This window comes from Nitrosomonas sp. HPC101 (assembly GCF_009833125.1).
Classification (GTDB): Bacteria; Pseudomonadota; Gammaproteobacteria; order Burkholderiales; family Nitrosomonadaceae; genus Nitrosomonas.
In genome coordinates this window covers 78,627-104,468 of record NZ_QRCC01000009.1, presented here as the reverse complement: position 1 = coordinate 104,468, position 25,842 = coordinate 78,627, and the positions used below count along the sequence as shown (strand labels likewise).

Genomic DNA, 25,842 nt, shown 5'->3' with positions numbered 1-25,842 from the left:
TCCTTCTTCAGGCAATGACGATCGGCGGTGTTTCGGGTTTGCGGGATTGAATTGTGCCGACTTGCCACACGGTTTCACCATGGTTGTGCAGAATATCGGTGGCAGTTGAAGCGTGTTCCGGCGCCACGATGACAGCCATGCCTATGCCACAGTTGAAAACGTGCAACATTTCTTCTTCCGCTACGTTACCGTGTTGTTGCAGCCAGTCAAACAGGGGAGGGCGCACCCAGGCGCTGCGGTCAATATGAGCCATGACGCCATCTGGCAAAATACGTGGAATATTTTCCAGTAATCCACCACCGGTAATATGTGCTAATCCTTTAACAGGGAGTTCTGCCAGCAGCGCCAGTACTGATTTCACGTAAATACGGGTTGGCGCCAGAAGCGCATTTATAAGCCAGGTTTCATCAAGTCCGGTATCGGGTTGTCCCGCATGACGGTCGAGTATTTTGCGTATCAGTGAAAATCCGTTGGAATGCGGACCACTTGAGGCAATTCCCAGCACGAGATCATTTTCTCTGATACTGGAACCATCGATAATCCGGTCTTTTTCCACCACACCTACCGCAAAACCGGCCAGATCATATTCGCCTTCCGGGTACATACCGGGCATTTCTGCCGTTTCTCCGCCAATCAGTGCGCAACCTGCCTGCTCACAGCCGTGCGCGATACCTTGAATCACCTGTGCGGCCGTTTCCACATCCAATTTGCCGCAGGCAAAATAATCCAGAAAAAACAGGGGTTCAGCACCTTGTACCAGGATATCGTTCACACTCATGGCGACCAGATCGATACCAATGGTTGCGTGTTGCGCATACCGGAACGCCAGCTTGAGTTTTGTGCCGACACCATCCGTTCCGGATACCAGTACCGGTTGCCGGTATTTTCCAGGAACTTCGAACAATGCGCCAAATCCACCAATCCCCCCCAGCGCTTCCGGGCGCAGGGTACGCTGTGCAAAGGGTTTGATGATCTCGATCAGGTGATTTCCCGCATCAATATCAACGCCGGATGCGCGATAGGAAATCGAGTTCTTGTCAGAATCTGTGGAATGGGATGCAGTCAAGTTGAGTTCTCGCAGGGTTAAGGCTAGAGTGCGGTTTTTAAAGCATGATTTTACCATGAACGATAAATATTCCCCGGATTCCCGCCTGCTCTGGTATTTAGTGCTCACTGCCATTGTCGGTGGGTTGATTTATCTGCTCAATCCCATTCTAACGCCCTTTCTTTTGGCAGCAGTGATTGCCTATATCTGCAATCCATTGGTGACCTGGCTTGAAATCAGAAAGATTCCCAGAACATTGAGCACCATTTTTGTCATGCTCCTGACGATGGGAATATTTACCGCCATGGTGCTGATTTTGTTCCCACTGTTCGAAAGGGAGGTTTCCCGGCTGATTGAACGGATTCCGTTTTTTCTTGATTTGGTGAAAAATCAGTTTATTCCCTGGGTGGAAGATCATTTCAATATCGAGCTGCAGATTGATATCGCCTCACTCAAACAAATGCTGACAGAAAACTGGCAAAGTGCCGGCGGGATTGCTGCGCGATTACTGCCTTCCCTGAAGAGTGGTGGCCTGATCATTTTGACATTCCTGATGAACATGGTGCTGGTGCCGGTTGTGCTGTTTTACCTGTTGCGTGACTGGAATAATCTTGTCAGGCAGATAGGAGAGCTGATTCCACCTGTCTGGCAGGAACAGGCCTTTACTCTGGCAAAAGAAACAGATGATGTGCTGGCTGAATTCATGCGTGGAGAAATGGCGGTCATGACCATCATGAGTATTTATTACGTAACGGGGCTGTGGCTGGTCAACCTGGAATTTGCTTTACCGATTGGATTGATGTCCGGCATTCTGGTATTTGTGCCTTATCTGGGAACCATAACCGGACTCGCGCTGGCAACTTTTGCAGCGATCACACAATTTCAGGACTGGAGTAGCGTTATTACGGTCTGGGTGGTTGTCGGATCAGGACAGCTGCTGGAAAGCATGCTGATCACTCCCCGATTAGTAGGGGAACGTATCGGTTTGCACCCGGTGGCGGTCATCTTCGCATTACTGGCTTTTGGTCAGCTGTTCGGCTTTATCGGAATCTTGCTGGCGTTGCCGATCAGCGCAGTTTTGCTGGTTTTACTCAGACATCTGCACGCACAATATATGGAAACAATGAAGAATTAAAGAAGCTGTATCGGCGTTAGGCATGCCGATTACGACGTTACGTTGCACCGCTGGCAAGCTTGCCGCCCTCCATACCGGATCAGGACTGACGCATACTCGGCGCTGTTAATAAAGCTGCACCGGAACCGGGCAGAATTCAGAACACCGTCAGAACACCAGATATGGAAACAACATTTAACGAATGGCTGATCGAGAACGAGGATAAATTCGGCAGCGATTATGAAAAACTGTTTGTGGAGAATGTACTGTCGAAGATCAGGGATATTGATTTTTCTTCAGTTTCCACACAATTCCATTTCACCGATATGGGTGGCAGAACCCGCTACTGCGATTTTGTGCTGCAGGAAGGTGAACTGGTAAAAATCGCGATCGAAATCGATGGTTACGACAAACGCGGCACCGGCAGCGGTATGAGCCGCCAGGATTTTATCGACTGGCAGCGCAGACAGGCGGCGCTGGTTTCGCAGGGCTGGTTTGTACTGCGCTTTGCCAATAGCGATGTGCGTGATTATCCTGGCCGCTGTCGCAAACACATTGAACTGCTGCTGCGCCGCGAGCGACAAAAAAGTGAGCATCAGGCACAGCTGGAGCGCACTATCGGCAAACTCAATCTTCAGCTGGCTGCATTTGAATCTAAATCTGCAGCCACAGCTGAAAGACAAAAACTCGCCGGACAAATCCGGCAACTGCAGCAACAGCTTGAACATGCCCGCCGGGCGGTGCCATTAAACGATCGCGAAACCACCCGGCTGGAAGCGCTGAACCAGGCACTGAATACGATACAAACACTCGAAAAGGAAGCTTCCATCATGAAAACAGCCATTTGGGCATTTGCTGCACTGCTGGCCGTCATTTTTGTCACGCTTATTCTCAGTCTGTCAGCGGACAGATTGTCTGCTGTTCAAACGGCGCAGACACACTTGAAAGCGCTGACTGCTTCCGTCACAGCAGCCCCCGCGCCGGTAAAAGCAACAGATACAGCACAATCGCAAATGCAGGCAGCCGCAGCAAGCCCAGCAGAAACAGCAAAAGCCGATCTGCTCACGGGTGAGATGGAATCATCAGTGCAAATTACTGCAGAAATACCGGTTCCCGTCAGAAAACCGGCAAGAGATCCATCATCAGATCCGCTTGCTGTAAGTCCGGATGGCAGACCGACGCAAACATTTCAGGCTGATCAGCCAGTACAGATCGTGGTAGGCCCATCCTGCGCCAATCCGGTTGGCTGGCGTGAAGCAGTAACATACGTAAACAAACAGATTGCCGTCGCCGGCAAAATTATGCGGATTACCGAGCGCAGGGATATCAAAGGCAGCCCGACCTGGATTGAAATCGGTGCTGCCTACCCTGCAAAAAACCGATTGACTCTGATTATCTGGGGCAACCATCGCGCCGGATTCACGCAGCTGAACGGACAAAACGCCGTATCCCACCTGGCTTGCGCGCAAGGTACCGTCCAGCTGTACCGCCAGCAACTGCAAATCGAGCTGAATCAACCGGAACAGCTGGTGTTGAACGGAATATAGCCCGTTATGAGAAAATACGTCTGGCATGCAATCGGGTGTGTAGCGGTTTCAGGTTGAATACAGTGCTTTATTTTTCAGCAAAACAGCCGTTTAATCTGTTCTTGACTGGCGCAAAGGAGGTAACTTGCAACACCCCATCTGTTTTCTTCATCTCCCTGTGCAATTGTTTGATTTTATGGGTAAAAAACAGAGTGGTCAGAAACACCCATGCCCTGATTTCAAAGGGATTGAGACGTCGAGAATCTTTCGCCTTACTAGTGTTGCGTTGAAACACCCATGCCCTGATTTCAAAGGGATTGAGACCAACCTGGATAGTGCTGTCTCAAGATTGGCATAAGAAACACCCATGCCCTGATTTCAAAGGGATTGAGACGCCATAAATAATAAGGATACTGATACAACTATCCGAAACACCCATGCCCTGATTTCAAAGGGATTGAGACATGGTCCCTGTTTGTTATGCAGCCCAGCAATCTTGAAACACCCATGCCCTGATTTCAAAGGGATTGAGACCTTGATGAGAGAGGGGTTTTTTTGCATCATGGAAACACCCATGCCCTGATTTCAAAGGGATTGAGACTAAGCGTCTATAACGATGTTTGCGGCGATATTTAGAAACACCCATGCCCTGATTTCAAAGGGATTGAGACGTGTATCATAACCGTGTCCTGCTTGGCGATGACTGAAACACCCATGCCCTGATTTCAAAGGGATTGAGACCACGATCCATTTGGCAACTGACAGGCTAAGCCTTTCGAAACACCCATGCCCTGATTTCAAAGGGATTGAGACGCATCGGTTTTGCCGATGTACCCCGGAATTGATTGAAACACCCATGCCCTGACGCGAAAGGGATGATTGCCGGTGGATGCTTGCTCAGGCGCAGATTTCTGCCGGTCTCCATCTGCACCCTCCACCCACCTGAAACACCGCCGGATCAGATATACCCTTAAAAAATCCGCTCCACACGCCGATAACGGTTGCACAACTGTTTTTTGGCAAGCTTGCCGCCGGGCTCGACAACGGTTGACCAGCTCATAATCTGCGCCATCACATCAACAGGAAATTTTTTATGACACTGCTGCAATCCTCCTGCCGCGTTGCTTTTGCGGCGCTGCTGCACGATCTGGGCAAATTTCACGAACGCACCGGCCAACCGGTTTCGGGCAATCTCGGCGCACTGACCACGCTGTATCGCTATTCCCACGCCGCGCATACGGCGGATCAATGGGATGTCATCGAGCAACTGGCGCCCGATGTGCTGCGGGGCGATGTCTCCCCCTTCTCCGGACGTGCCAGTGCTGCTGATATTACCGACAGCATGGCCAATGCCGCTGCCGCGCACCACAAACCGGACACACTGCTGCAATGGATCATCGCCACGGCTGATCGGGCGGCTTCCGGTTTCGAGCGCAAAAAATTCGATGAATATAACGATGATGCTGAAGGGATAACACCCACGCACAAAAACCGTTTTCAGGCGCGCATGGTGACGCTGTTTGAGCAGATCACGCTGAACGGGCAATCTCCCAAAAACAAATTCGAGCATGTTTACCCGCTGCAGGCGCTCAATCCGCAGGCAATTTTTCCAGCAGCACGTTCCGTTGCAGAACCGGATAGCGATCAGGCTGCAAAAGCTGAATACGCCGCGCTGTGGCAACAATTTCTGCAGGCATTGGAAACTATTCCCACATCCCACCGCAAAAACTGGCCGCTGTGGCTGGATCATTTCGATTCTGCCTGGCTGACGTTTACCCAGGCAATTCCATCAGCCACCAACTGGGGCGTGGTGCCGGATGTCTCGCTATACGATCACAGCAAGGCAGTCGCCGCGCTGGCTACGGCACTGTGGCGTTGGCATGCAGCCACCAGCAACACCGGCGCAAATGCACTGGCCAAACTGAAAGATCCGGAACGCCCGGACTGGGATGAACCCAAACTGCTGCTGGTACAGGGCGATTTCTTCGGCATTCAGCAGTTCATTTTTGCCGAAGGTGCGCAAACACAGAAACACGCACACAAACTGTTGCGCGGCCGCTCGTTCCAGGTGGCGTTGCTGGCGGAAATGGCCGCGCTGCGGCTGCTCGATGCGCTGCAACTGCCTTCCACCAGCCAGATTATCAATGCTGCCGGCAAATTCCTCATCGTGGCGCCGAATACTCCGGATGCACAGCAAGCCATCAAAGATTGCCGCCAGCTATTCAACCAATGGTGTCTTGAACACACTTACGGCGAAATCAGCGTGGGGCTGGCTGCCACCCCTGCCAGCTGCAATGACCTGATCAGCAAACAATTCAAAACGCTCACGCAGCGACTGTTTACCGAACTCGATATCGCCAAGCACCGCCGGTTTGATTTATGTGGCGACACCGCTTCCGTGCGTGAAACCCGCTTTCCGTATGGCCCCTGCGGTTATCACGACCGTTATCCGGCAGATCGTGCCGCCGAAGGCGAGCTGCCTGCTTCCTGCGCGCTGTCACGCGACCAGATCGCCATTGGCGAAGCGCTCACCCGCAAGGCACGGCTGCTGGTGCTGAATACGGCGGACAGTTTCAAGAAACCGCTGGAGCTGTGTTACTTCGGCTATCGTCTGGTATTTGTCGATGAAGCGGATATTTCCGGCCATTACAGCAAACTGGCCGAACAAGGCGAACTGGTGCGCACCTGGGATTTTGATCAGCCGGAAGCCAATGGCCATTGTTTCCACGGCTACGCCCGCCGCTTCGTCAACAGCCATGTGCCAATCTGGAATGAAAACGACGAGAAAGAAGATCCAGCTTATAAACGTCTCAATCAGGAAGATATCGGCGACACCTCGCCAGGAAAACTCAAGACACTTCACGCTATTGCTGCCAGCGGTAATAGTGAAATCGCACTGATCACGCTCAAAGGCGATATCGACAACCTCGGCACGCTGTTCCAGAGTGGCCTTGAAGAACCCACCTTTGCCCGCTGGGCTTCGCTCTCACGCCAAGTCAACGCCTTTTTTGCGCTGTGGCTGCCCTGGTATTGCGCACATGGCGAAAACGGGCGCTTCCGCAACACCTACACGGTATTTGCCGGTGGCGATGATTTTTTCCTGATCGGCCCGTGGGAATCCACGCTGGAACTGGCCGGCGCCATGCGACGTGAATTTGCCCGCTATGTAGCGCGGGACGACATCAGCTTTTCGCTCGGTGCAGTCATGACACAACCGAAAGTGCCTGCCCGCCATCTCGCCACCGCAGCCGAAGCCGGATTGGCCGCTGCCAAACAGCATCCCGGCAAAAATGCCGTCAATTTGTGGGGTAGCACCGTGGGCTGGCACGAATGGCACGAACTGATGGACAACCGGCGCAATGCGCTTGAGCACCTGATTAATAAAGCAAACGGACTTTCCACCGGCTTCATCTACAACCTGCTGCGGTTGGCGGATCAGGCCGAACACGATCGGCCGGAAAATGCCAATCGCCGCCCGGAAGATGCGCTGTGGCGCTCACGGCTGGCTTACCGCTGCGCACGCCTGCCCAAACAACAGCAGAGCATCGGCCCGGCGCTGGCGGCCGAATGCGGTAGCGCGCTGAAACAACACCGGGGCGCTTACCGCCTGCCGGTATCCGTACTGCTCTATCGCCAGCGGCAATGACGGCAAGCTTGCCGCCCGGCTTCAAATCCGAACGGCAAGCTATCCTTTTCCACCATAACAACAACGCACCAACTCCGGAGAATACGAAATGACCCCTGATCTGAAAACCAGCCCGCCACCCATCACCCTGTTTTCTGACGATGCAGAAAAAATTGCACAGGCATTTGATGATTCTGCCAAAGCTGACAGAAAAGGCAGAGAAAAAAACAAATACACCCAGATCCGCCGTTTTTACGACGAACTGGTCAGCTGGCAGGAACGCATTGGCACCGATGAACAGAAATTCAAGGATTATGAAGCCTTTATCCACATGCTCAACGCCAAGGCGGTTTATGCCCAAGGACGTGATCTGCTCACCGAGGATTTTGTTAAATGGCTGCGCGGCTGCATCGCCCAAATCGACAGCCCGCGCACGCTCAACCATTTCCGGCTGCATTTCGAGGCGATGCTTGGATTTCTTAAGGGAATCCGAGGATAAAACCCGGCATCACAGCACCATTTTCCAGTTATTTTCCAAAAGGAATCCGATATGCAACTGACCCAAATCCAGAAAATCAAAGGCACCATCGTCCTTCAATCCGGCCTGCACATTGGCGCCGGTGACAGTGAAATGCGCATCGGCGGCACCGATAGTCCCGTCGTCAAGCATCCAGTTACAGGCCAGCCCTATATTCCCGGCTCATCGCTGAAAGGCAAAATTCGCAGCCTGCTCGAATGGCGCCATGGCCTGGTGCAAGCCGCTAACGGAGCGCCCTATTCGTTCAGCCATCTGGCCAAAGATGAAAACAACCTGGCCGGGCGCACGGTTATCCAACTGTTTGGCGGCGCGCCTGACAAAGCGGATGACAAACTCGTCGAAAAAATCGGCCCGACCCGCCTCGCTTTCTGGGATTGCCCGCTGAACACGGACTGGAAAGAAAAAGAACTGGATTCCCGCCATCTGCTGACCACCGAAGTCAAATCGGAAAACAGCATCAACCGCATTGCCGGTACAGCAGAGCATCCACGTTTTATCGAGCGCGTTATTGCCGGCGCGCAATTCGATTTCACCCTCACCCTCAAGGTGCTGAGCGGAGAAGATCTGCTCGATACCGTGCTGCTGGGGCTGAAGCTGCTCGAACTCGACAGCCTCGGCGGTTCCGGCTCGCGCGGGTACGGCAAACTCAAGTTTGAAAAACTGACGCTGGACGGCGCCGATCTGACACCACGCTTTGACGCCATCACTCCTTTTGAACAAACGGCCTGACACCATGACACCCCTGCACGCTGTTCTCCACTTACGCTCCCCGCTGGGCACGCCGCTGGCAGGCGATACCCTGTTTGGCCAGCTTTGCCATACCTGCCGCGAAATCTACGGCGAAGCCCGGCTGGATGATTTGCTCACTGGCTATGGCAGCGGCCAGCCCTGGCTGGTGGTGTCCGACGGCTTTCCGGCAGGCTTTCTGCCGCGCCCTACGGTGCCCGCTGCCTTGCTGACAACCAGGAATGAAGCAGCCGAAAATGACCCGGCCAAACGCAAGGAAGCCAAAAGCAAACGCTGGATTCCGCACGCTGCCATCCACCAGCCATTGCCACAACTGCTTGCCGCCGCTGCCGCAGACGAAGAGGCCTACTGCGCGCAGGGCAAACCCGTGCAGGCCGCCGCATTTCACAACACACTGAACCGGCTCACCGGCACTACCGGAACGGGCGAATTTGCACCCTACACCCAGATGCAGATTTTTCATGCGCCGTGGCAACGCATCGACTTATGGCTGGTACTCGATGAAACGCGCTTCGCACGCACCGAATTGCACACCCTGCTCGGAACCATCGGCAGCCTGGGTTATGGACGCGATGCCAGCATCGGGCTGGGCAAATTTGAAGTACAAAGCCTGACAGACACCCCCCTGTTCCAGCAAACCCATCCGCAGGCCAATGCCTGCTGGACACTGGCGCCCTGCGCGCCACAAGGCCGGGGATTCAATCCAGAACGCAGCTACTGGCAGGTAAAAACCCGTTTTGGCCGCCACGGCGGTGCGCTTGCGCTGGGCGACAACCCATTCAAACGCCCTCTGTTGCTGGCTGCCACCGGCGCCGTGCTAACACCGCAAACCACGCAACCTCTGCCCCTGTTCACCGGTAACGGACTTACCGGCGTTTCAACCGTGCATGAAAAAACCGTTCATCAGGGCTATGCGCCGGTATTACCTGTTTATATCGAGGAGTTCGCATGAGCATGAGCCATCACCCGCTGCGCATCACCACGCTGTCGCCCGTGCATATCGGCTGCGATGAAGATTTTGAGCCGAGCAATTTCGTAATCGACAACGGTTTGCTGCATGCGCTCGACCCGGCTGATCTGGCTGCTGCACTGGATAACAATGACAAGCAGAAGCTGCAGCATTTGGCCGATGAACGCAATCCGATCGGCGCGATACAACAATTCTTCAAGCAGCGCCGTGCGCATCTTGCTCAATTCGCCCGGCAACAGATCGACGTAGTGGCCGACATTGCGCGTGAATACGAGGAAAAGGCTGGTGTGCCGCAACAGCGTAGCCACGATGGCCGGGTTGTTTACAACCTGTTTCCCATGGCCAGAACCGCCTTCAATCCGCTAGATGGCGCACCGTATCTTCCCGGCAGCTCGCTCAAGGGTAGCATCCGTACCGCGTGGCTGAATCAACTGAACAAAGGAAAATCTTTAATCGAAAAGCAGGAAAAATCATCTCAACTTCAGCAGCGCCTGCTGGGCTATCAACCCGGAAAATTCGAAAACGATCCTTTCCGCAGCGTAGCACTGGCCGATGCGCATGCGCCGGAAGAACAACTGGCGCCACCCACACGCATTCTTTACGCGGTCAGCAAAAAGAAAAAAACGAGCGAACGCATTCCTTCCGAACTCAAGGTGTTCCTTGAAACCGTGCGCGAAACCCTGCCGGATGCTTTTAGCAGCGAGCTGCGGTTGACCGGAAAAATCAGCTGGAATGCACTGTGCGATGCCTGCAATACGTTCTACCGTCCGCAACTGGAAAGCGAACTGCGGCATGTGACTTTTGCACCGTTGCTCGATCCGCAATGGCGTGCACTGATCAGCACCCTGCTGGCGAACGAGCTGGGCGAGCTGATCGCAGCCCGGCAAGGATTTCTGCTGCGCATCGGTAAACATTCCGGCGCGGAATCCATCACGCTGAATGGTGTACGCAGTATCAAAATTATGGGTGCCAAAGGGCAACCACCCAGTTATCGCCCCGAAACTACCGAAAAACGTTTTGCCAGTGCTACCCGTGCCGCTGCCGGTAACCTGCTGCCCTTCGGCTGGATCTGGGTGAGTGGTTGCGATGACGCACACCAGTATTTGGCTGTTACCGTACAACAGCAGATTGCCCAACACGCCGCACCGATACTGGAAGCACACGCCGAACGTCTGGCTGCAGCCGATGCCCGCGCCGAAGCGCGGCGTGAAGCCCAGCGTCGTCAAGCCGAGGAAGCGGCTGCCAGACACGCAAAAGAACAGGCACAAGCCGAAGCCGCTGCCGCACGCGAGCAGGCGCTGGCAACCATGACACCCAATCAGCGCCAGATCGAGGAATTTCACCATTTTTGTCAGATTCGCGCAGAACAGCTGGGCAAGCATCAGGAGGCGCTCAACGACAAAATTCACAGCCGGGCACGCGAGCTGCTAGCCAAGGCACGTGATAACGCTGAATGGACTGCAGAAGAAAAACGCGCGCTGGCGGAGGTAATCAGCGAATGGCTGCCCAAGCTGGTGCGGCAGATGGACAAGGATCAGCTGAAAAAACTCAAGCTGGCCGCGCTGCGCGGAAATTGACCGATTAACCGCTGACAAGGAAACAGGCTGGCAGATACATCATGGATGAAATAGCAAACACTCCGCTCACACAGCAGCTGGCGCGCTATCGTTTCGACTGGGTGGTAACCCGTCCGATCCGGCTGCCGGATTATGCCGGTTCCACGCTGCGCGGCGCTTTCGGCCATGCGCTGCGTAACATCGGCTGTATTACCCGCGAGAAGGATTGCACCACCTGCCCGCTACGGCGCGATTGCCCTTACACGCTGCTGTTCGAGCCGGTTCCCCCGGCACACCATGCGCTGCAGGATTTCAGCCGCATTCCGGTGCCCTACATCATCGAGCCGCCCGAATGGGGCGCGCGCGTGCTGCATCCCGGCGATACGCTGTCGTTCCATTTCACGCTGATCGGCCGCGCGCTGCAGGAACTACCCATCGCCATTCTGGCGTGGCGGCGGGCACTGGCACGCGGCATTGGCCCGGATGATGGCACAGCCGAGCTGACCGGCATCGTGCTGGAACAACCGGAAACCGCTATCCCGGTTTATGCACCGGAAAATGGCCAGATCAAGCCGCATGCAACCCGGCTTGCCTGCCCGCCACCGCCTGCCGGCACAATACGGCTGCATATCACCACCCCGCTGCGCCTGCAGAACAACGGTGTGCCGCTCAAGGCGCAAACAGTCACGGAACGCGCCTTGCTCATGGCGCTGGTGCGGCGATTGGCACTGATCAGCGAATTTCATGGCGAAGCGGCCTGGCAGCCGGATTTCCGCTGCCTCGGTGAACTGACTGGCAGTGTAACCGGCAAACGGCAACTCAGCTGGCGCGACTGGCAACGCTATTCCAGCCGGCAAAAGCAAAAAATGGCGCTGGGCGGATTGACCGGCCGCTGGGATCTGCAAGGCGATCTTTCTGCTTTCTGGCCCGCGCTGTGGTTTGGCCAGTGGTTGCATGCCGGCAAGAATGCCAGCTTTGGCCTGGGGCACTACCGGATTGTTGCTGCATGACGATCTGGTTTATCACCCGCCACCCCGGCGCCATCGAATGGGCCGCGCGCCATGGCATCGCGTGGGACAGGTATGTTCCCCACCTCGATCCGGAAGAAGTTGCCGCAGGCGATACCGTCATCGGTTCATTGCCGGTTCATCTGGCAGCGGCTATCTGCGCACGTGGCGCCAGTTACTTCAACCTCTCGCTCGACATGCCCGCCCATCTGCGCGGATGGGAGCTGGATGCTGATGTGCTGGAGGCCTGTGGTGCACGGCTGGAAAAGTATTTCGTTAAAAAGGAGACGCCATGACCATACGCGCAACGGTTAATCATCCATTTGATTCAGACTGCGGTAAAAATTCTCGTGCGGTCCAATCATCAGCAGCTTGATGGTCTGCGCATCCACGACACGGTATGCCAGCAGGCAAGGCTGATGGATCATTTTGAATTTATAGACCTGCACCCCGGCGAGATCACCCGTTTTGGTTTCACCTATGCCCGGGTTGCCGGCAATGGCACGCACTGCTTCATCAAGCATGGCTTTTTGCCGGGGATGCAGTTTTTTGATGATCCGCTGAAAGGTGGGTGTAATGAGGAGGTGCATCAGTTGAAAAGATATTCGCCAATGGGCGCTTCCTGTTCGGCTAGCAGGATGTCACGAATGACACTGAAAGGCAGATCGGGATTTTCCTCGGCAATTTTCCCTATTCTGGACCAGTACTCAATTTGCTTGGGCACGGAACGATGCTGAATAGCGGCATAGTGTTTAGCCAACTCGACCAGTTCTTCGGCCAGTTTGACGTTAACAGACATAGTGAACTCCTTTGAAAAAGGGAAGCATTATAGATCCTTAAGTTCCGATAAGGAACCAAGAAAATATTACTTCTTTCGCTATTGGAAGCTGCCGTACAAAATTCAAACATAATTTCATCACAAGGGAGACGCCATGACCACGCTTATCAGTTTTCTGGGTAAAGGCCAGGTTAAAAATACCGGCTATCGGATTGCCAACTATCGCTTTGAAGACGGCATCGTACGATCTGTCCCTTTTCTGGGGCTGGCACTGACAGAATACCTGAAGCCGCAACGCCTGATCTTGATCGGAACAGCGGGCAGCATGTGGGATGTGTTTTTTGAACAGCAAGGTGATGCTACAGATGAGGAAGTGCTCTCCCTGATTGATGCGGTACATGAATCCCGCGTGGAACCTGCCATGCTCAAGGCACAAGAGGAAAAACTGTCACAAAAGCTTGGTTTTCCAGTGATCTGCCATCTGATTCCATATGCCAGAAATACAGCGGAACAAACAGAAATCCTGTTGACACTGGCCAGGCTGGTGCATAAAGACGAAGAAATCGTGCTTGATGTAACACATGGTTTCCGCCACTTGCCCATGCTTGCGCTGGTCGCAGCGCGCTATCTTACCCATATCGCCAAAGTAAAAATTAGCGGACTTTATTACGGTGCACTAGAAATGACATCGGAAAACGGAGAAACCCCGGTGTTACGACTCGATGGCATGTTGCACATGCTCGATTGGGTTGAATCTCTGGCGACCTACGGCAAGGATGGCGACTATGGTGTTTTTGCTTCGCTGCTGCAGCAGGATGGATTGTCCGCAGACAAAGCCAGACAACTGTCCCAGGCCGCTTTTTTTGAACGCTGCAATAATCCCGTCAAAGCGCGCGAAACCTTGAGCAGCGTTTTCTCGGCGATTGAAATGCACAACGGGCAAATGGGGAAACTGTTTCACAATGAACTGAAAAATCGCATCAACTGGTTTCGCGGCACCGATCGCGCGGCATGGGAATTGTCACTGGCCGATGCCTACCTTGAACGCTGCGATTATGTGCGAGCCGTGATTTATCTTTACGAATCTCTGGTGACACGTGCCACGCTTAAACAAAAATTGAATCCCAATAATTTTTTAGATCGTGATGAAGCATGGAAAAAGCTGCGCCAAGATAACCAGGATGCCTACGACCTTGAACACCTGCGTAATGCGCTTGCTCATGGCGTCAGGTCAGACAGAAATGAGATCAGAAATCTGATCAGTGATGAAGATCGCCTCAAAACGCGGCTCAAGGGATTCCGCCGAACGCTATTTTCCTGATCATCCGATTACTTGATTCTCATGCCAGAACCACGCCAGCCACACGATTACCCGCACCGCATTTTGCTGTGTGTTACCGGATTATCGCCGCAGATCGTCACCGAAACACTGTATGCGCTGGCGATTGAACACCAGCCCGCGTTTGTGCCCACCGAAGTACACCTGCTGACCACCAGCGAAGGCGCGAAGCTGGCACAAGCCTCCTTGCTGCACCCGGATGGTGGACAATTTTTAACCCTGTTTGCCGAATGGCCGCAACTTGCCCGGCCAACAATGGATGCACAAACCATTCACATCATCGCCGGGCCGGATGGCCAGCCGCTCACGGATATTCGCACGCCGGCGGAAAATACTGCTGCTGCGGATACGATTGCTTCGGTGGTGCGTGATCTGACGCGTGATCCGGAAAGTGCCGTGCATGTTTCGATTGCCGGTGGACGCAAAACCATGGGCTTTTATCTTGGCTATGCGCTATCCCTGTACGCCCGGTCGCAGGATCGACTTTCGCATGTGCTGGTATCGGCGCCGTTTGAAAGCCATCCCGAATTTTTCTATCCGCCACGACAACCCCGGCGACTTGCTACGCGCGATGGCCATCATATTGATACCGCCGATGCCAGGGTGACGCTTGCCGAAATTCCGTTTGTCCGTCTGCGCCATGGTTTGCCGGAGGCGCTGCTGCAGGGCGAAGCCCGCTTCAGCGAAGCGGTCAGCGCAATCCAGCAAAGTCTGGCACCCCCGCATTTGTTGATTGATCTTGGGCAGCGGCGCGTGGTTTGTGGCAATACAACCGTTGCCATGAAGCCGCAATTGCTGGCCTGGCTGGCCTGGTGGGCAATACTGGTGCAGGAAGGGCGACCGGAAACGGCCTGGCGTGATGCCGACGCCAATCTGTTTCTTGCCATTTATCGCGCTGTGGTCGGGATTGATGCGGTGGATTACGAAAAAACGGCCGCACTGCTTGGCAACGGAATGGAAAAGGAATTTTTCCAGACCAAAAACGCGAAACTGGTACGGGTGCTAAAGGATGCGCTCGGCCTGGCGGCCACCCCCTATCTGCTGGTGGCTACCGGCAAACGCCCGCATACACGGCGCGGCCTGACGTTGCCGCCGGAGAGCATTCATATCAGTGGTTCAATACCCATGAAACAAAAAATCCAGTGCTGATGTGATTTGAGCTTGCATCTCAGCGAGCGAGGCCACAGGAGATTTCAGGATACGCTGTGGCACCGCACTCATCTTTGGAGTTTCCAGCAAGTAATCCTGACCCCCGATGGTGACCAGCGGCATAAGACGTGTTGGCAATTTGACCGCCGGAAAGTTTTTGACGCTGCGTAGTGGAATCACCATCCGGCTATCCAGTCCATCGAATAAATCGCTCTGTATATCCAGCAAATAGGGTGTTGTATTGGCATGGCTGCCCGGATTGATATAAACATCGAAGCGCGCCATCAGAAACTTTTCCACTCATCCAGCGGCAAACCTTCGGCTTCGATGGTGGCGTTGTAGGCAGCAATAAACTCGGCATGATCTTCGCGCCATTTTCGCCCTTGCTCATAACGGATGACTTCACGCAGGTAGTTGTCACAAACCTGGGAAATGTTGATGTCGAGCTGCCTGGCTGCATCCAGCACATCGCTGCTTAGACTAAGATTGATCGCTCGCTTGCCGGACAGACTGGTGCGAACGTGCCGTTTTTTGTGTATATCTGACACAGCACTCTCCATGCGCATTTGAATATGCGCATATATTAACTCGTATTCTTCCCGCAAACCATACAGCAGAGAATGACTGTGCTCTCGGCCTGTTTGTTACTGCCGGTGGCAAGCTTGCCGCAGCGCAGCCGCAACAGGGCTGCCCCTACAATGCTGCACATGAACCGAAACCTGTATCTCATTGCTTACGACATCTGTGATCCGCGCCGGCTGTACCGGGTTTGCCGTTATCTCACTGGTTATAAAGTTGGCGGGCAAAAATCCGTATTTGAAATATGGGTGACCCCTGCCGAGCTGCGTGAGATTCGTATCCGCCTCAGTGAGCTGATGGATCAGGAAGACCGTCTGCATATTCTCCGGCTGGATCCACGTATGAAAATACGCTGCTACGGTAATGCCAGCACTTTTGCAGCACAGCATTTCAGCATTGTTTGATAACACGGGAGGAGCCATAACATGACCAGTCTGTTTGTTGATCGTCGCGGGGTCGAGCTGGAACTGGAATCCGGTGCTATCGTTTTCCGGGAAAATGGCGAGCGTATTGGCACCGTGCCAATTGCACCGCTGACACGCGTTTTTCTGCGGGGTGACATCAGCTTGCCGGCAGCACTGCTTGGCAAACTGGGAGAACATGGCGTGGGTGTGGTCATCCTCAGCGGTCGGACGGGACGGCCCAGTTTGCTGCTCGCCCGCCCTCATAACGATGCAACCCGGCGCGTCGCCCAGATTCGCATGAGTCTGGATGAAGCAGCCAGCCTGGAGATCGCCCGACAACTGGTCGAGCGTAAAATCACCCGCCAGATCGAATGGTTTGAGGAACTGCACGAAAGCGATATTCGGGTGCGCTATGAACTCAGTCACGTCCTGCGCGGTCTGGAAGAACACCGCAGCCGACTTGGTGCCATCAATAACACAGCCAGCCTGCGTGGTATCGAAGGCGCTGCTGCTGCACGCTATTTTTCCGGTCTGCAGGCGGTGGTGCCGGATTCACTGAATTTCCACGGGCGCAATCGCCGCCCGCCACGCGATCCGTTCAACGCTCTGCTCTCGCTCACCTATACGCTGCTACACAGCGAAATTGCAATCGCATTGCATGGTGCGGGATTTGATCCCTACGTCGGCTTTTATCATCGTCTGGACTTTGGCCGCGAATCGCTCGCTTCCGATCTGCTGGAACCATTGCGGCCGCTGGCTGATCGCTTTGCACATACACTGGTGCGCCGCCGTGTGCTTGGCAAGGATGATTTCAGCACGACCGAATCCGGCTGCCTGCTCGGCAAGGCAGGCCGCGTGCGGTATTACACCGCGTATGAAAAACACAGCGAAACCTTGCGCAAGGCGATCAACCAGGAAATTGAACAACTGGCAGGGCAGGTTGGCAGTGAATTGGTGCCCGTACCCGCCGAGAGGCATGATCATTCTTCTGCAGCAGGCGAATATGAGTGATTTTGTCATCTGCTACGATATTTCCAATCCGCGCAGATTGGGGCGTCTGTACCGCTATCTGCTCAAACGGGCTATGCCGCTGCAATATTCGGTCTTCCTGTTCAGCGGGGATGATCGCCAGCTGGAGTGCTTCATGCAGGACGCCATTGCGCTGATTGATGAAAAACAGGATGATTTGCGTGTTTACCCACTGCCCGGCCGGGGGCTCAAGGCGCGCATCGGCCGACCTGCGCTGCCAGAAGGTATACAATGGAGCGGTATGCCGGCTGAATGGTAATCAAATAATTCGTTGAGGCGAAACAGAGGATCCGGGTTAATATTTCCGGGAAAATGCCGTTTAGCCTGCTCTTGACTAACGAAAAAGGAGGTAACTTGCAGCACCCCACCTGTTTTCCTCAGCACACCGTGCAATCTATTGATTTTACGGGGAAAAAACAGAGTGATCAGAAACACCCATGCCCTGATTTCAAAGGGATTGAGACGTTTTGACATAGATAATTTTCCATTAACTTCTGAAACACCCATGCCCTGATTTCAAAGGGATTGAGACGCGGCTTTGTTCTTGACATTTCTTCACCAAGCAGGAAACACCCATGCCCTGATTTCAAAGGGATTGAGACACACTGTTATATGCTGATGTTGACGATTCACTTCGAAACACCCATGCCCTGATTTCAAAGGGATTGAGACACCATAGAAGTTCTCAAATGCAAATGTTTTTTCCGAAACACCCATGCCCTGATTTCAAAGGGATTACAAGCCACCGGTTGTCCACATGTCTTATGTTATTCACTGCCGATTTTGCGGTGCATGGAAGATGTTTTTGATAGCTCGGCTCGTGCCATCAGGAGTTTGCAGCCCTCAAGTATCAGGAGCAGCCCAATACCCAGGCCCAGGGCCAGAAGCATGTCGTTCCAGGTAATCGATCCGAATTTCAGCAGTGCCTGGGCTCGCGGCAGTAACAGCACCAGGCCGGTTACGCAGGCCACTGCCAATACAACATACCCCAGGGCTGCATTTTTGCGCAGAAAAGCATCGCGCAGCGATGCTCGAAAAGAGCGATTCACCAGGATCAGCGCCACGATCTGGGCAACCAGACCGAAAAAGATCAGCGCTCGCACTTCGACTTCCGGGACACCCGCCGCGGTTTTTGCAAGAAAAACGACTGCCAGCATCGCGAAAGCAATGCCGCCTTGCATGATGCTCCAGAGCAGCATTGAGGGTGAGAACATCCGTTGCGCCGGATCCCGTGGCGCACGCTCCATGACATCGTCCTCAGAATGTTCGGCTTCGAACACGAGCGCACAGACGGGATCGATCACCATTTCAAGCAAGGCGATATGAATCGGCCCCAATAACATGGGCAAGCCAAAGAACAGCGGCAAAAGCGCCAGCCCGGCAATCGGCACATGGACGGCCAAAATAAACGCCATGGATTTGCGGATGTTGTCGTAGATTCTCCGCCCTAGCCGGATGGACTGGACGATCGCGGAAAAATCATCGTTAAGCAGCACCAATGCGGAAGCTTCACGTGCGACATCGGTGCCTCGTCCTCCCATGGCAATGCCGATATGCGCGGCTTTGAGCGAAGGTGCGTCGTTGACACCATCGCCAGTCATCGCAACGACTTCACCATCTGCCTTGAATGCCTGGACGATTCGCAATTTCTGCTGAGGCATGATGCGCGCGAATACTGTGACCCGCTTCAATCGTTGTGCGAGCTGTTCGTCATCGAGTGCTTCCAGGTCGCTTCCTGTCAGCACTTCTCCTTCCTCGATGCCGGCTTGCGAGGCGATTGATCGAGCGGTGGTGGCGTAGTCGCCTGTAATCATCACGACGCGAATTCCGGCCCGGCGGCATTCGGTGATGGCGTCTGGCACACTGGCACGTATCGGATCGGCCAGTCCGACCAGACCAGCCAACGTATAGTGATAGTCCAGTTGTGAATCGGCCCACTGGCGGTCGGGCGCGGTTGAGGTTGCCACTGCCAGCACGCGTATTCCGCGCGTGGCCATGTCTTCGACAGCCTTCAGCACTTTCTGTGCTGCATCGTCTGACAGACGGCACAGGCTGATAATCGCTTCCGGCGCACCTTTGGCGCAGATCGTCAGCGCCTGGTCGTCATCCCATATATTTGACATGGCCGGCAGATCAGGACGCAGTCCATAAGTGTGGATGGGTAGCGTGCTGGAGGATTCAGAACCTGCGAAAGTACCACGGGCGTTGTGAAGTGCGACCTCCATGGGATCGGAGGGATGAGGGTCGCTGGCCAGCGCTGCTGTTTCGATGAGCTTGCGGCAGTCCTTGGAGACGGGCTGACCATGTTTAAGTGTCAGGGCTTCGCCCGACGGCAGCCAGACTTGCGCAAGCGCCATACGGTTTTCTGTAAGTGTGCCGGTCTTGTCAGTGCAAAGCACCGTTGCCGAGCCCAGTGTCTCGATAGCTGCCGCGCGCCGGGTAAGGACACCGACCTTTCCTATCCGCCAGGCGCCCATTGCCATGAATACCGCCAGTACGACAGGGAATTCTTCAGGAAGCAGCGACATGCCAATGGCGATACCGGCCAGCATCGCCTCTAACCATTCACCGTGTAACAGCCCGTAAAGTATCACGACCAGACCTACTACCAAGGCAGCGATGACCGCGCACCAGGTGACGATGCGAGTGATTTCACGCCGCAGGTGAGGCGTTTCAGTGTCCAATTCTGACAACGACTGACCGATTTTGCCGATTTCGGAGCGTACACCGGTCGCCAGGACGCGGGCGACCCCACTGCCCCGTATGACAAGTGAGCCAGAATAGACATAGGGCTGATCTTCTCCGCCAGGGCGCGGCATGCTGGATTCTTCGGGTGCTTCGACCGATGGAATGCCGGTCACCTTGCCCACAGGCAAAGATTCTCCGGTCAGCAGTGATTCGTCAACCTGCAAGTCGGTTGCGTCGACAAGAATTGCATCAGCGGCAATCCGATCGCCTTCTTCCAGCACAAGCAGGTCACCTCGCACGACCTCCCGGCCGGCAATACGCACCCCCGCGCCGTCGCGAATGACGAGGGCGCGGGGTGAAGACAGGTCGCGCAGTGCTTCCAGAACCCGCTCGGAACGGGCTTCTTGAATGACGGTGATCGCGACCGAAAAACTGGCAAAGATGAGAAGAATAAGCGCTTCAGTACGGTCACCAAGAAGCAGATAAACGAGCCCGCCTGCCAACAGCAGTGCAAGCATCGGTTCACGCAATACCCCCAGTATGATGCGAAAGACCGAGCGCTTGCCGGTTCGGGGTAACTCATTAGGACCTTCAAGGCGTAATCGCGCGCGCGCCTCGTCAGTGGTCAGGCCATGATGCTGATTGCCGTCGGTTGTTATCATGGTTCGTGAGTCCTTATTGTGTAAGCCTCATTTACGCGGATGATACGGCCCTCACCGAAGCGACCCGGGTTTTTGAGGAGGTTCCTTAAAGTAAGATGTTCATCAGGATCTGTCCAGAAAAATAGCATTATTGTTAATTTTCTGATATGGAAATGGAATAACAAGGCAAGCAATACACTTGGTAATTACTGAAAGGCTGATTTCCTCTTTTTTCTTCAGACAGAGGAAATTGATACGGGTATACAATTGATTTCATGAACAACTTTACCTTGGGAACCTCTGAAAACTATCTGCGTTAAGAATCGGCTTAGAGTGCTTATTTATTACGTATAAAGCCCACTTTTTCGCCGATTTTGCCTGGGCTGGCTGTCTCGCTGATATTTTTCAGAGACTCTCTTGAATTCAGGAGACATTCTTAATGAACCAATCAACATTCGAACAGAGTTTTCCGGATTTCTTTACCGATGTGCCTGCTGTGATGATGCGAGATCCGCTGGCACGGTTTCTCGGCACGGCACGAGACGGGATTATGGTGTATCGGTATGTCGACGCGGTACGGCTGGCGGGGCATTCCTGCCCCACGGTGGCGGGTACCTGGCTGATGACGATACATGGCCTGCGCGCGCTGTACGGGGATGAATTGCCGGTACGCGGGGAGATCGAGGTATTCATGGCCGATGTACGCGATGCCGGCACGACCGGTGTTGTGGCAACCGTGGTACAACTGGTTACCGGCGCGGCACCAGAAACCGGTTTTCATGGGATCGGCGGTCGCTTCGGGCGTAATGATCTGCTGCATTTCGATCAGCCGATGCAGGGGGAATTCGGCCTGCGCCGCAAGGATACGGGCGCAGCGGTACAGATGGCACTGGATGCTGCTGTTGTACCCTGGCCGAACGAAATGCGCTTGCTTTTCCCGAAGGCGGTGAGCGGACAGGCTGATTCGATCGAGTTACAGCGTTTTGGCAAGCTATGGCAGGAGCGCGTGCGCCAGATGCTGATTGATCATGCTGATGATACAAACCTGGTGAAGGTAAGCAGTTGGATTATAAATTGATTGATTCTTGAGTCTGTTCAAAATCTCCCGTTGAGAATGGAGTATCGCGGCATCTGAATCGAACCCGCGGTGCGTGCGTATACCCTCGAAACGCTTCCCACAGTGGTCCGGCCGGAAACATCGTCTGTCTGGTTTTTCGCTTTACTTGTTATACTGCCCGATCTAAAAAATGACTGATCATAATTATCTTGAGGGAGGAAAATGGATATTCTGAGTTTGGTGACAGGGTTTTTGCTGGGCGTTGGAGCAATGTATCTGATAAACGCTTTTCTGTTGAAACCCAGTCAGCAAAAGGTATATAGCTCGGCTACGGGAGAGGTTGTTACGGGCGATATCAAGAATCTGTTTGATCAATTATGGCAAACACATGAGCATTTGTTGAATGAGATGAAACAGGATGTGGATAATCCCGATTTCAAATTTCATCGGGAGTTTTATGTACTTAAAAAAGGCTGGGGTTGGGGGCGCTGGGGATTTCACCGCAAGGGACCTTGTATTGCCTATTTCCTGGAAGATCATAACGATCTGCTTCCGCTAATGGATACCCTGACTGCGCATGGACTGATCAGTCCGACGGGCGAAGTCGAAAAAAACTCAACCCGGTTTCAGTTGAGTGAAAAACTGGTTGAGTTACTGCGTACGAAAAAAACCAGTTAAACCAGTCTCCGGTCTGAACTTACTGTAGGAGACCCACCGATAACGGGTTGTTGCAGCGCTGCACCAGGGGGTGTCATGCATCCCCTGATGCTTTTGTCAGCTGCATCAATTAAATCATCTGCTACATGCAAATCGTGCTCCAGCATCAAAGTAATAAATTTTCCAGTGCCAGCTGGTAAATTCTGGAAAGACGCTCGATATCTGCTACTTCTACTGATTCGTTGATTTTATGGATGGTTGCGTTACGTGGTCCGAATTCCATCACTTGCGGACATATATCGGCAATGAAACGGCCATCGGATGTTCCTCCCGAGGTAGAAAGCTCCGGCTCAATCCCTGTTACTTCTCGAATAGCTGAGCTGATTGCAGTTGCCAGTGTTCCCCGGGGAGTCAGGTAAGGTTTGCCCGAGAGCTGCCAGACCAATTCATAATTCAGCTCGTGCCGATCAAGAATGTGGTGCATGCGCGTCTTGAGTGAATCGACCGTGCTGGCGGTGGAAAAACGGAAATTGAACAGCAGATTGATTTCTCCGGGAATAACGTTGGTTGCGCCGGTACCTCCATGAATATTGGAAATATGCCAGGTGGTGGTAGGGAAATACTCATTGCCTTCGTCCCATACAGTTTGAGCAAGTTCGGTAATGGCAGGTGCAGCAATATGGATCGGGTTTTTGGCCAGATGCGGATAGGCAATATGGCCCTGAATACCTTTGATCGTCAGATTGCCGGACAGGCTGCCGCGCCGACCGTTTTTGATAGTATCGCCCAGTTGATGAGTAGAGGTAGGTTCACCGACGATGCAGTAATCTATCATTTCTCCGCGTGCCTGCAGTGTTTCCACCACCTTGACCGTACCTTCCACCGCCGGACCCTCTTCATCTGAAGTGATCAGCAGCGCGATCGAACCTTTATGGTCAGGGTGCAGCTCGACAAATGCCTCGATTGCAGTAACAAAGGCAGCCAGCGAGGATTTCATGTCGGCTGCACCGCGCCCGTAGAGAAAGCCATCGCGGATTGTTGGTGTAAAGGGGTCGCTTTCCCAGTGTGAGACGGGACCGGAGGGTACGACATCGGTATGCCCGGCAAAACATACCAGTGGCCCTTCAGTACCTTTTCTCGCCCATAAGTTTTCTACTTCTCCGAAATTCATGGTCTCACTTTGAAAGCCTGACGCTGCCAAACGGTGCATGATCATTTTCTGGCAACCGTTATCATCAGGTGTCAGGGAGCGGCGGGCAATCAACATCTGGGCAAGTGTCAGGGTACTGTTGGACATAAGGTTTTCCTTGGTTTTAACTGGGTTTGGAATTGGAACGAATGATCCTGAATCCGATAGTTGAATGTGCCTGATTAGAATGGTGAAGCTTAGTGCTCACATAGATTTTAAGATGGACGGAAACGGAAGCAATCGGCCACCGGATTCGGGATGATGCGGTAACGCATCAGGATGGTTGCAGAACACGCAATGCATTACGGCCGCGTGTGCCACCAAAAAAAGCTGTGATGAATGGATGGTCGATGGTGATGATTTCTGGTATCGGTCCCAGTGCAACGATATGCCGATCGGCCAGCACCGCCACCCGGTCGGAAATTGCAACCAGTGTATCCAGATCGTGCGTAACCATGATAATCGTTAATCCCAGCTCCTCACGCAAAGAGCGGATCAATTCGACGAAACTTTCACTCAGTGCGGGATCGAGTCCGGCAGTGGGTTCATCCAGAAACAGCAGCTCCGGGTCCAGCGCCAGTGAGCGCGCCAGCGCAACCCGTTTGATCATTCCACCGGATAGTTCGGATGGCCTCTTGTGGACATGCTGTGCTTCAACCCCAACCATGCTGAGTTTCAGCATCACCAGATCGCGAATTATGGTTTCGCGTAATGTATGCAATTCCCGCATGGGCAAGGCAATGTTGTCAAAGACCGTCAGTGCACTGAAAAGTGCACCCTGTTGGAACAGGACGCCTGAGCGGATGCGCAGTTTTCTTTCTTCTTCATGGCCGCAGTTATAGCGTGTCGCCCCCAGTACTTCGACACTGCCTTGTGCGGGCGTGATCAATCCAAGCATCTGGCGCATCAGAGTGGTTTTGCCGCTGCCGGAACCTCCGATCAGCGCCAGCACTTCGCCTTTGAGCACAGTCAGATTGATGTTTTCATGAATGATATGCTGGCCAAAGCGGGTGGCCAATCCGGTAATCTTGATAACGGGTTCAGCGTGTGTCATCAGCCTGCTATCCTGATACCGATATTGGAAAAAGCGATGGCAAAAATAGCGTCAATAATGATCACGGCAGTAATCGAAGTTACGACGGAGTTGGTAGTGCCTTCTCCCAGACTCTCGGTATTCGGTTTGATACGCAGGCCGAAATGGCAGGCAATCAGGGCGATCGCCATGCCGCAGACCACTCCCTTGCCCAGCGCCAGCCATAAATTTGCGATGGGTACCGCATCGGGCAGAGCGGTCAACGCGTAACGGATGCTTAATCCCACTTGTAATTCTGCTGCCAGAAACCCGCCTATCAGCGCAACGGCACTGGTCCAGAGCACAATCAGCGGTAAGGCAAAACCCAGTCCAATAATTTTGGGCAACACCAGACGCAGGCTGTGAGGAATACCCATCACCGTCAATGCATCCAGTTCTTCCGTAACACGCATCACACCCAGTTGCGCAGTCATAGCGGAACCGGAGCGCCCGGCGACCAGTATGGCAGCCAGCATCGGGCCCAGCTCTCGAATGATACTCATGCCAAGAATATTGACGATGTAGACATCTGCTCCGAACATATGCAACTGTTCGGAGGAAAGGTAGCTCAATACAATACCGATCAAAAATCCAACGATTGCAGTAATGCCAAGTGCTTGTGCGCCGGTACGATACAAATTCGCAGAAATTTCTCGCGCAGGAATTCTGCCTGGATGGGCAATCAGGTAAAGAATATCCAGCACGATCTGACCGGAGAGGGTAATCATACCGGCCAGATGATCCAAAAAACGGAGCAGTTGCTGGCCCAGCAGGGAGATGGGCAAAAACCATTTACGCTGTACCGGTTCAGGAAGTAATGCTGTTTTTTCCAGCCGCAGAAACATTTTCTCCTGCTCGGGGCGCAGCAACAGGTGATCAGGGCGCTGCCTGCCCCAGATTTGCCACAGCATGACAGCATTTGCGTAATCGAGCTGATGGATGTTTGTCAGATCCCAGTACAGGCCGGATTGTTTGGCCAGCTGTGCCAGTTCTCCTGCAATTACAGGTAATGACTGGTTAAGTGATATCAGGGTGTAGCTACCGGTAAGTTGCAGGCAGGTAGCGCCTGTTTCCAGGGTAACGAGCTGATATCGGGCACGGTGATCAGCTGGCAGGTTAGAGGGCATGACCA

At 53.7% G+C, this 25,842-nt stretch carries 25 protein-coding genes and 2 CRISPR repeat arrays; of the genes, 16 read left to right on the top strand and 9 right to left on the bottom strand.

What is annotated here, in order from left to right; translation table 11 throughout:
* Nucleotides 1-7: 7 nt before the first annotated feature.
* Nucleotides 8-1,066, bottom strand: coding sequence for a phosphoribosylformylglycinamidine cyclo-ligase (gene purM, locus ABO04_RS06890; protein ID WP_160809941.1), 1,059 nt, complete (start codon nt 1,064-1,066; stop codon nt 8-10).
* A 55-nt stretch (nt 1,067-1,121) separates the two neighbouring features.
* Between purM and ABO04_RS06885 the strand changes: the two genes are divergently transcribed.
* From ABO04_RS06885 to csx16, 9 genes are all read left to right on the top strand, one after another.
* Nucleotides 1,122-2,180 carry an AI-2E family transporter gene (locus ABO04_RS06885; protein WP_160809940.1) on the top strand — a complete coding sequence of 353 codons (1,059 nt, stop codon included), beginning with the start codon at nt 1,122-1,124 and terminating at the stop codon, nt 2,178-2,180.
* A gap of 161 nt (nt 2,181-2,341) precedes the next feature.
* On the top strand, nt 2,342-3,706 hold the full coding sequence (locus ABO04_RS06880) for a hypothetical protein (RefSeq protein ID WP_160809939.1): 1,365 nt from the start codon (nt 2,342-2,344) through the stop codon (nt 3,704-3,706).
* A 198-nt stretch (nt 3,707-3,904) separates the two neighbouring features.
* A CRISPR array of direct repeats spans nt 3,905-4,568; the repeat unit is 36 nt; unit sequence GAAACACCCATGCCCTGATTTCAAAGGGATTGAGAC.
* A gap of 210 nt (nt 4,569-4,778) precedes the next feature.
* Nucleotides 4,779-7,331 (top strand): type III-A CRISPR-associated protein Cas10/Csm1, encoded by a 2,553-nt coding sequence (gene cas10 / locus ABO04_RS06875; RefSeq protein ID WP_160809938.1) that lies wholly within the window; start codon nt 4,779-4,781, stop codon nt 7,329-7,331.
* An 88-nt stretch (nt 7,332-7,419) separates the two neighbouring features.
* On the top strand, nt 7,420-7,809 hold the full coding sequence (gene csm2, locus ABO04_RS06870; RefSeq protein WP_160809937.1) for a type III-A CRISPR-associated protein Csm2: 390 nt from the start codon (nt 7,420-7,422) through the stop codon (nt 7,807-7,809).
* 51 nt (nt 7,810-7,860) lie between these two features.
* The gene (gene csm3 / locus ABO04_RS06865; protein WP_160809936.1) at nt 7,861-8,577 is read left to right on the top strand and encodes a type III-A CRISPR-associated RAMP protein Csm3; all 717 of its coding nucleotides are present in this window, start codon (nt 7,861-7,863) and stop codon (nt 8,575-8,577) included.
* A gap of 4 nt (nt 8,578-8,581) precedes the next feature.
* Nucleotides 8,582-9,547 carry a hypothetical protein gene (locus tag ABO04_RS06860; protein WP_160809935.1) on the top strand — a complete coding sequence of 322 codons (966 nt, stop codon included), beginning with the start codon at nt 8,582-8,584 and terminating at the stop codon, nt 9,545-9,547.
* Between the two features lie 2 nt (nt 9,548-9,549).
* Nucleotides 9,550-11,142: an RAMP superfamily CRISPR-associated protein gene (locus tag ABO04_RS06855; RefSeq protein ID WP_160809934.1), complete on the top strand. Its 1,593-nt coding sequence runs from the start codon at nt 9,550-9,552 to the stop codon at nt 11,140-11,142.
* A 41-nt stretch (nt 11,143-11,183) separates the two neighbouring features.
* Complete coding sequence (cas6, locus tag ABO04_RS06850) at nt 11,184-12,131, top strand: CRISPR system precrRNA processing endoribonuclease RAMP protein Cas6 (RefSeq protein WP_160809933.1); 948 nt, start codon at nt 11,184-11,186, stop codon at nt 12,129-12,131.
* On the top strand, nt 12,128-12,424 hold the full coding sequence (gene csx16 / locus ABO04_RS06845) for a CRISPR-associated protein Csx16 (RefSeq protein ID WP_160809932.1): 297 nt from the start codon (nt 12,128-12,130) through the stop codon (nt 12,422-12,424). Before cas6 ends, csx16 begins: the two co-directional genes overlap by 4 nt.
* Before the next feature lie 15 nt (nt 12,425-12,439).
* Here the strand turns inward: csx16 and ABO04_RS06840 are convergent, their stop codons facing one another.
* Together ABO04_RS06840 and ABO04_RS06835 are read right to left on the bottom strand one after the other, a co-directional pair.
* Nucleotides 12,440-12,718 carry a type II toxin-antitoxin system RelE/ParE family toxin gene (locus ABO04_RS06840; protein ID WP_160809931.1) on the bottom strand — a complete coding sequence of 93 codons (279 nt, stop codon included), beginning with the start codon at nt 12,716-12,718 and terminating at the stop codon, nt 12,440-12,442.
* Nucleotides 12,718-12,927: a hypothetical protein gene (locus ABO04_RS06835; RefSeq protein ID WP_160809930.1), complete on the bottom strand. Its 210-nt coding sequence runs from the start codon at nt 12,925-12,927 to the stop codon at nt 12,718-12,720. The genes ABO04_RS06840 and ABO04_RS06835 overlap by 1 nt, the downstream gene beginning before the upstream one ends.
* A gap of 133 nt (nt 12,928-13,060) precedes the next feature.
* Between ABO04_RS06835 and csx2 the strand changes: the two genes are divergently transcribed.
* The gene (csx2, locus tag ABO04_RS06830; RefSeq protein ID WP_160809929.1) at nt 13,061-14,227 is read left to right on the top strand and encodes a TIGR02221 family CRISPR-associated protein; all 1,167 of its coding nucleotides are present in this window, start codon (nt 13,061-13,063) and stop codon (nt 14,225-14,227) included.
* 21 nt (nt 14,228-14,248) lie between these two features.
* A complete protein-coding gene (gene csm6, locus ABO04_RS06825; protein WP_160809928.1) occupies nt 14,249-15,394 on the top strand; it encodes a CRISPR-associated ring nuclease Csm6 in 1,146 nt (381 codons plus the stop codon).
* Here the strand turns inward: csm6 and ABO04_RS06820 are convergent.
* Nucleotides 15,362-15,694, bottom strand: a complete 333-nt coding sequence (locus tag ABO04_RS06820; protein ID WP_345853100.1) for a CcdB family protein — start codon at nt 15,692-15,694, stop codon at nt 15,362-15,364. The two genes, csm6 and ABO04_RS06820, sit on opposite strands and share 33 nt — an antisense overlap.
* Entirely contained in the window at nt 15,679-15,942 is a 264-nt protein-coding gene (locus ABO04_RS06815) for a type II toxin-antitoxin system CcdA family antitoxin (RefSeq protein ID WP_345853097.1), read from the bottom strand. Before ABO04_RS06815 ends, ABO04_RS06820 begins: the two co-directional genes overlap by 16 nt.
* A gap of 72 nt (nt 15,943-16,014) precedes the next feature.
* On the opposite strand from ABO04_RS06815, the gene cas2 (ABO04_RS06810) reads away from it, so the two are divergent.
* The 3 genes from cas2 (ABO04_RS06810) to cas2 (ABO04_RS06800) are packed head-to-tail and all read left to right on the top strand — an operon-like array spanning nt 16,015 to nt 17,665.
* On the top strand, nt 16,015-16,377 hold the full coding sequence (gene cas2, locus ABO04_RS06810; RefSeq protein ID WP_240141458.1) for a CRISPR-associated endonuclease Cas2: 363 nt from the start codon (nt 16,015-16,017) through the stop codon (nt 16,375-16,377).
* A gap of 21 nt (nt 16,378-16,398) precedes the next feature.
* A complete protein-coding gene (cas1, locus tag ABO04_RS06805) occupies nt 16,399-17,388 on the top strand; it encodes a CRISPR-associated endonuclease Cas1 (RefSeq protein WP_160809926.1) in 990 nt (329 codons plus the stop codon).
* Nucleotides 17,381-17,665, top strand: coding sequence for a CRISPR-associated endonuclease Cas2 (cas2, locus tag ABO04_RS06800; protein WP_160809925.1), 285 nt, complete (start codon nt 17,381-17,383; stop codon nt 17,663-17,665). The genes cas1 and cas2 (ABO04_RS06800) overlap by 8 nt, the downstream gene beginning before the upstream one ends.
* 169 nt (nt 17,666-17,834) lie before the next feature.
* Nucleotides 17,835-18,148: direct repeats of the CRISPR family, unit length 36 nt; unit sequence GAAACACCCATGCCCTGATTTCAAAGGGATTGAGAC.
* Nucleotides 18,149-18,173: 25 nt separating this feature from the next.
* On the opposite strand, the gene ABO04_RS06795 is transcribed toward cas2 (ABO04_RS06800), so the two are convergent.
* Nucleotides 18,174-20,756 (bottom strand): cation-translocating P-type ATPase, encoded by a 2,583-nt coding sequence (locus ABO04_RS06795; protein ID WP_160809924.1) that lies wholly within the window; start codon nt 20,754-20,756, stop codon nt 18,174-18,176.
* A 418-nt stretch (nt 20,757-21,174) separates the two neighbouring features.
* Here ABO04_RS06795 and ABO04_RS06790 point away from each other — a divergent pair, with 418 nt between their 5' ends.
* Together ABO04_RS06790 and ABO04_RS06785 are read left to right on the top strand one after the other, a co-directional pair.
* A complete protein-coding gene (locus ABO04_RS06790; RefSeq protein ID WP_160809923.1) occupies nt 21,175-21,813 on the top strand; it encodes a hypothetical protein in 639 nt (212 codons plus the stop codon).
* 201 nt (nt 21,814-22,014) lie between these two features.
* Nucleotides 22,015-22,470: a hypothetical protein gene (locus ABO04_RS06785; protein WP_160809922.1), complete on the top strand. Its 456-nt coding sequence runs from the start codon at nt 22,015-22,017 to the stop codon at nt 22,468-22,470.
* Between the two features lie 145 nt (nt 22,471-22,615).
* Here the strand turns inward: ABO04_RS06785 and dapE are convergent, their stop codons facing one another.
* The 3 genes from dapE to ABO04_RS06770 all read right to left on the bottom strand — a co-directional run bounded on the left by dapE (nt 22,616) and on the right by ABO04_RS06770 (nt 25,837).
* Nucleotides 22,616-23,746: a succinyl-diaminopimelate desuccinylase gene (gene dapE / locus ABO04_RS06780; RefSeq protein ID WP_160809921.1), complete on the bottom strand. Its 1,131-nt coding sequence runs from the start codon at nt 23,744-23,746 to the stop codon at nt 22,616-22,618.
* Between the two features lie 166 nt (nt 23,747-23,912).
* Nucleotides 23,913-24,692, bottom strand: coding sequence for an ATP-binding cassette domain-containing protein (locus ABO04_RS06775; RefSeq protein WP_160809920.1), 780 nt, complete (start codon nt 24,690-24,692; stop codon nt 23,913-23,915).
* Nucleotides 24,692-25,837 carry an ABC transporter permease gene (locus tag ABO04_RS06770; RefSeq protein ID WP_160809919.1) on the bottom strand — a complete coding sequence of 382 codons (1,146 nt, stop codon included), beginning with the start codon at nt 25,835-25,837 and terminating at the stop codon, nt 24,692-24,694. Before ABO04_RS06770 ends, ABO04_RS06775 begins: the two co-directional genes overlap by 1 nt.
* Nucleotides 25,838-25,842 lie beyond the last annotated feature (5 nt).